This window comes from Synechococcus sp. H55.9, assembly GCF_047462355.1.
Classification (GTDB): domain Bacteria; phylum Cyanobacteriota; class Cyanobacteriia; order Thermostichales; family Thermostichaceae; genus Thermostichus.
The window spans coordinates 1-6,264 of sequence record NZ_JANSJB010000070.1 but is presented as its reverse complement, the minus strand read 5'-3'; the positions used below and the strand labels follow the sequence as shown (position 1 = coordinate 6,264).

General features: G+C 59.8%; 4 protein-coding genes and 1 tRNA gene. 4 read left to right on the top strand and 1 reads right to left on the bottom strand.

Features of this window, described 5'->3' with window-relative positions:
- Window position 1: 1 nt before the first annotated feature.
- Window positions 2–1,306, bottom strand: coding sequence for a CmpA/NrtA family ABC transporter substrate-binding protein (locus NW857_RS09550; RefSeq protein ID WP_414334600.1), 1,305 nt, complete (start codon window positions 1,304–1,306; stop codon window positions 2–4).
- A gap of 213 nt (window positions 1,307–1,519) precedes the next feature.
- Here NW857_RS09550 and NW857_RS09545 point away from each other — a divergent pair, with 213 nt between their 5' ends.
- The 4 genes from NW857_RS09545 (at window position 1,520) to NW857_RS09530 (ending at window position 6,217) form a co-directional block, all read left to right on the top strand.
- On the top strand, window positions 1,520–2,602 hold the full coding sequence (locus NW857_RS09545) for a tocopherol cyclase family protein (protein ID WP_414368791.1): 1,083 nt from the start codon (window positions 1,520–1,522) through the stop codon (window positions 2,600–2,602).
- Between the two features lie 150 nt (window positions 2,603–2,752).
- Window positions 2,753–2,826: transfer RNA gene (locus NW857_RS09540), tRNA-Arg, on the top strand.
- 119 nt (window positions 2,827–2,945) lie between these two features.
- Window positions 2,946–5,420 carry an ATP-dependent Clp protease ATP-binding subunit gene (locus NW857_RS09535; protein WP_414334597.1) on the top strand — a complete coding sequence of 825 codons (2,475 nt, stop codon included), beginning with the start codon at window positions 2,946–2,948 and terminating at the stop codon, window positions 5,418–5,420.
- A 161-nt stretch (window positions 5,421–5,581) separates the two neighbouring features.
- Window positions 5,582–6,217 carry an ATP-dependent Clp protease proteolytic subunit gene (locus NW857_RS09530; RefSeq protein WP_414334595.1) on the top strand — a complete coding sequence of 212 codons (636 nt, stop codon included), beginning with the start codon at window positions 5,582–5,584 and terminating at the stop codon, window positions 6,215–6,217.
- Window positions 6,218–6,264: the final 47 nt, after the last annotated feature.

The following is a 6,264-nucleotide window of genomic DNA, read 5'->3' as shown; positions in this document are numbered from 1 at the left end:
ACTAGGCCCTCTTGATTTTCAGGCTGTTCAAGTAGGCCTGGGGATCTTGAGGGTCAAACACCACCCCATCGAAGAAACGCTCCGTTCCTCGCGAAGTGTTGCTGGGAATGTTCTTCACCCCCAAAGCCTGGGCGGCCTCGCGCCAGAGATCTTCGCGGTTGACCTCATCCACCAGACGGCGGGCAGTATCCAGATCCTTGAGGAAGCGAGCGTGGAAGCCCCAACGCAGCGATTCCGTCAAGAACCACAGGTCATGGCTCTTGTAGGGATAGGAGACGCTGCCCCGCCCATCTTCCCAGTACAGGGGCCCGGCGCTGAAATCTTGAACAGCCGGCTTGCCGTCTCCCAATTCGTACTTGCCCTGAAAAGGAGGCGTGAGAACCTCGACCGGCACATTTAGATAAGCACGCCCCGAAAGGATGCGCACCAGCTCTTCACGGTTGGCCGGATCGTCGCACCATTGCTGCGCTTCCATGACCGCCATCAAAGTGGCCTGCGTGGCCTTGGGGTTTTTCTCCACCCAGTCGGCGCGAATGGCCAAGTATTCTTCAGGGTGAAAAGGCCAAATCTGCTGGGTGAGAGCCGCCATGAAGCCGATTTTATCGGCCACAATCCGGTAGGGCCAGGGATCCCCGGTGCTAAAAGCATCCATGGTGCCATTGCGCATCCCCTGCACCGTCTCGGCAGAGGGTACCGCCAACAGGTCGATGTCTTGATCCGGATCTATCCCCCCAGCAGCCAGCCAGTAGCGGATCCAAAAATCTTGATTGACGTTGGGGAAGGTATGGGCGGCCTTGAATTTGCGTCCGTTGCTGGCGCTGAAATTTTTGATGTAGTCTGCGGCTCCGGAAACATCCAGCCCCAAGCCCTTGCCCGCATGCATTCCGGCAATGGCAATCCCGTTGCCTTGGGTGATCAACTGGCACAGAACCGCCATGCGCACCGGCTGGTTGTTGGTGATGGCACCGATGTGGATCATATGGGGCATCGGCATCTGCCACTGGCCGCCGTCAATGCCCCCACCCGCCGAGCCGATCACCACGTTGTCGCGGGCTGCCGGCCAACTGGCCTGCTTCAACACCTCTACGCCGGTCATGCCGTGCTTGGCGAAAAAGCCCTTCTCCTTGGCGATGATCAGAGGGGCAGATTCCACAATCGGAATAAAACCCAGCCTGAGGTTGGGGGTTTCCGGGCCGCTGGCTTGAGCAACCCAGTAGCCCGTACTGGCCCGTGCTAGGCTGCCACTCACAAGCCCACCCACTGTGGCTGCACCCGCGGACAATAAAAAGCTGCGACGTGATGTCATGATCACCTCATCTTTGACAGAATATGTGAGCGCCAAGCAAAACCTTTCCAGTTCAAGCCGCTAGACCGACGGATTCCCCTCGTAAAGAAATCCTTAAATCTCAGCTTGGTTGATATCCTAAAAGCAGACAGGCATAGAAACAATACAATTATTCTTTTGGTATCTATAGGTTTTTCCCTATCTTTTGGCGATTCTCGAAGGAGTTGCTCTCCGGTGGCAGAGGGCTTTAAGCAAAACGGCTCAACGGATGGGGGATCCCTGCCCCATGCCGGCTATCACTGGGACGGTTGTGCCGAGCCGTTTTTTGAAGGTTGGTACAGCCGTGTCACCTTGCCCGGGGATCCGCCCCTCAGCTTTGCCTTCATGTACGCCATCGATCCCAGGCGAGGAGGCATGGCACAGGTGTTGGGGCCGGACGAGGAGCTGCAGTGGCGCACCTTCCCCAACCCGCAGCGCTTCTGGGCCAGTTGGCGGCATCTGGCCTTGGGGCACTCCGGCGGGCCAGGCGAGAGCTGGCGAGGGCTGCAGGAGCCCCTCACCTTTTTCCAGCGCACCGCCAGCGGCTACCAATACAGCGCCCACCTCAACCAAGGGATCCTGCCAGATCCCACCCGGGCCGAGCCGGTTCGCTGGCTCTATCGCATCCAACCCTGCTGCGCCTATGGGATCCCGCCGCGGGCCACCATGGGAGCCTGGTCTTATCTGCCCATCTTTGAGCCGGGCTGGCAGATCCTGATGAGCCACGGCCTGGCCAGCGGCTGGGTGGAGTGGCGGGGCAGGCGCTACGCATTCGAGCAGGCCCCCGCCTACGCCGAAAAAAACTGGGGGCAGAGCTTCCCTCGTCGCTGGTTTTGGATCCAGTGCAACGCCTTTCCCGACCATCCCGGCCTCAGCCTCACCTGCGCCGGAGCCGAGCGACAGGTGCTCACCCGCCCCGAAGAAGTCGCCTTAATCAGCTTGCATGGGTGGGGATCCCAGCCTTTTTTGGAATGGCGGCCCGGCCAAGCGCGGCTAAGCTGGCAGGTAGATCCCTGGGGATCCTGGCAGGTGCGCGGTGAGGGATCCCACTGGTGCATCCAAGTAGAAGGTCATACACAGCAGCCTGGGCAAACCGTCTTCACCCCTGGCCCGCAAGGGATGCGGCGCAACTGCCGCGACACCTTGGCCGGGCATCTACAAACCCGCCTGTGGCGGCGCAACGGCCAAGTCTGGATCCAGGTGCTCACGGCCAGCAGCTCCCAAGCCGGCCTCGAGGTGGGGGGAGAAGTTCTGCGCTCCTGGCCAGGGCATTGTTGAACCTTGGCGGATATCTACACCCCCCTTGGACTTTCCCAAAAACGCTCTTGTGCTAGAATACCTAAGCCACACTGATAGGCGTCCATCTCTGAAGAGGAGAGACAGGTCTTCAACCGTGGCTGTTTTGCTTTTCCTGTAGGTAGATAGCTTGCGCCTGTAGCTCAGTGGACTAGAGCACGTGGCTACGGACCACGGTGTCGGGAGTTCAAATCTCTCCAGGCGCGTCACGATCCCAGATGATTTTTCGTCTGGGGTATTTACCCTACCTTAGTTGGCCTGAATCCTGTGTTAGGATTAGGCCTATCAAGTCCGCCTTGATGCAGGCGTAGGGAGCCCGAGGATCATGTTTGAACGCTTTACAGAAAAAGCCATCAAGGTGATCATGCTGGCCCAGGAGGAGGCCAGACGGTTAGGTCACAATTTCGTTGGCACCGAGCAAATCTTGTTGGGGTTAATCGGCGAGGGCACTGGGGTCGCCGCCAAAGTTCTCAAGTCCATGGGAGTGAACTTGAAGGACGCCCGCATTGAAGTCGAGAAAATTATTGGCCGGGGATCCGGCTTTGTGGCTGTCGAGATCCCTTTCACTCCCCGCGCCAAGCGAGTGCTGGAGCTCTCCTTAGAGGAAGCTCGCCAGCTCGGCCACAACTACATCGGCACTGAGCACCTGCTCCTGGGCCTGATCCGCGAAGGGGAAGGGGTAGCCGCCCGCGTTCTGGAAAACCTGGGGGTGGATCTGTCCAAGGTGCGCACCCAGGTGATCCGCATGTTGGGCGAGACCGCCGAAGTGACGGCAGGGGGTGGGTCTTCCAGCCGCACCAAAACGCCAACCCTGGACGAATTCGGCTCCAACCTCACCCAATTGGCCCAAGAGGGCAAGCTGGATCCGGTGGTGGGTCGGACGCGGGAAATCGAGCGGGTGATCCAGATCTTGGGCCGCCGCACCAAGAACAACCCCGTCCTCATCGGCGAGCCGGGCGTCGGCAAGACCGCCATTGCCGAAGGTCTGGCCCAGCGCATTGTGCAGGGGGATGTGCCCGATATCTTGGCCGACAAGCGAGTGATCAGCTTGGATATCGGCCTGTTGGTGGCCGGCACCAAGTACCGCGGCGAGTTTGAGGAGCGCCTCAAGAAAATCATGGATGAGATCCGCAACGCCGGCAACATCATCCTAGTCATCGACGAGGTGCATACCCTCATCGGGGCCGGGGCTGCCGAAGGGGCCATCGATGCTGCCAACATTCTCAAGCCCGCCCTGGCCCGCGGCGAACTGCAGTGCATCGGCGCCACCACGCTGGATGAGTACCGCAAGCACATCGAGCGAGATGCCGCTCTGGAGCGTCGCTTCCAGCCGATTATGGTGGGCGAGCCGAGCGTTTCAGAGACGATCGAGATCCTGTTTGGTCTGCGGGAGCGCTACGAGCAACACCACAAGCTGAAGATCTCCGATGCGGCTTTGGATGCGGCGGCCAAGCTGGCCGACCAGTACATCTCCGACCGCTTCCTGCCGGACAAGGCCATCGACCTCATCGACGAGGCGGCTTCACGGGTGCGCCTGATCAACTCGCAACTGCCGCCGGCGGCGCGGGAGCTGGATCAGGAGCTGCGGCGGGTGCTCAAGGAGAAGGATGCCGCGGTGCGGGCCCAAGACTTCGACAGGGCCGGTGAGCTGCGGGATCGGGAGATGGAGATCAAGCAGCAGATCCGCGCCATTGCTGCTGCCAAGAAGGCTGAGGAAAGCAGCCGCGAGGAGATGCCGGAGGTCACCGAAGAGGACATCGCCCAGGTGGTGAGCGCCTGGACAGGGGTGCCGGTGGCCAAGCTGACCGAGAGCGAGTCGGAGAAGCTGCTGCACATGGAGGAAACCCTGCACCAGCGCATCATCGGCCAAGATGAGGCGGTGCGGGCCATTTCCCGTGCCATTCGTCGCGCTCGCGTGGGGCTGAAAAACCCCAACCGCCCCATCGCCAGCTTCATCTTCTCCGGCCCGACGGGGGTGGGCAAAACCGAGCTGACCAAGGCCCTGGCGGCCTACTTCTTCGGCTCCGAGTCGGCCATGATCCGCCTCGACATGTCGGAGTACATGGAGCGGCACACGGTCAGCAAGCTGATCGGATCCCCGCCCGGATATGTCGGCTACAACGAGGGGGGCCAGCTCACGGAAGCGGTGCGGCGCCGTCCCTACACGGTGGTGCTCTTCGACGAGATCGAGAAGGCCCACCCGGATGTGTTCAACCTGCTGCTGCAGATTCTGGAAGATGGCCGCCTGACCGACGCCAAGGGCCGCACGGTGGACTTCAAGAACACCCTGATCGTGATGACCTCTAACATCGGCTCGAAGGTGATCGAGAAGGGCGGCGGCAGCCTCGGCTTCGAGTTCAACACCAACGACGAAGATGCAAACTACAACCGCATCCGCAACCTGGTAAACGAAGAGCTGAAGCAGTACTTCCGGCCTGAGTTCCTCAATCGGGTGGACGAGATCATTGTCTTCCGGCAACTGACCAAGGACGAGGTGAAGCAGATTGCCGACATCCTGCTCAAGGAAGTGTTCGACCGCATGACGGAGAAGAAAATCCGCCTCACGGTCAGCGATCGCTTCAAAGACTTGGTGGTGGAGGAGGGCTACAACCCCAGCTATGGGGCGCGTCCGCTGCGCCGTGCTATTCAGCGCCTGTTGGAAGACATCTTGGCGGAAGAGATCTTGACCGGCCACGTCAAAGAGGGCTCGGAAGTCCTCATCGATGTGGACGAGGAGCGCAAGCCCAAGGTGCTGGTCACGCAGCCGGAGCGGGTTCTCTTGCCGCAGGGAGCGGAGTAAAGCTGCGGCGGGGCATCTGTGTCTCCCCTTCAGGTTCTGGTTGCTAGGAAGACAAGGGATCCGCTGCTGTTCTCGGATCCCTTGCTCTTATCCTTCGTCTGTGTTGCTGTTCTAGGCAGTTGTCTTTAGAGTCAAGGGATTGGCCGTAGGAGAACTTTGGCATGGTGCAATCGACCTACTACTACTATGGCGGCGCTCCGGTTCGGACTCCGCCTCCCGATTTGGCCTCGCTGCTGTTGCAGGAGCGCATTGTCTACCTGGGCCTGCCCCTAGCAGAGGAGTCGAATGCCAACGTCACCAAGCTGATTGTGGAACAACTGCTGTATTTGCAGTACGAGGATCGGGAAAAGCCGATCAAGATGTACATCAACTCGACGGGCACCTACAGCTACGACACGGCAGCGTTTGCCATTTTGGATACGATGAACTACATCAAGCCGCCGGTGCATACCATCTGCATTGGCAATGCCATCGGTATGGCAGCCATGTTGTTGGCGGCGGGCGCCAAAGGGTTCCGGGCCAGCTTGCCCAATGCCACGATCGTGCTGCATCAGCCCTACGGTGGCACTCGCGGACAGGCCAGCGATATTGAAATTCGCACCCGCGAGATCTTGACCCTGCGCAACATGATGCTGGAGGAATTGTCTCGCAGCACGGGCCAACCTCTGGAGCGCATCAAGAAGGACACGGAGCGGCTGTTTTTCATGACTCCGGAAGAGGCCAAAGCCTACGGCCTCATCGACCAGGTGTTGACCAGCTCCAAAGTCTTGCCGAAGTTGGCAACAGCCAAAAATTAAAACAGAGGGCTCCGTCGATGGTTCAAGTCCCTGCACAGCCTTTAACG

What these genes read in the sequence shown, in the direction of transcription:
- NW857_RS09535 (WP_414334597.1), top strand. Translation starts at nt 2,946, where the DNA reads ATGTTTGAACGCTTTACAGAAAAAGCCATCAAGGTGATCATGCTGGCC.
- NW857_RS09550 (WP_414334600.1), bottom strand. Translation starts at nt 1,306, where the DNA reads ATGACATCACGTCGCAGCTTTTTATTGTCCGCGGGTGCAGCCACAGTG.
- NW857_RS09530 (WP_414334595.1), top strand. Translation starts at nt 5,582, where the DNA reads ATGGTGCAATCGACCTACTACTACTATGGCGGCGCTCCGGTTCGGACT.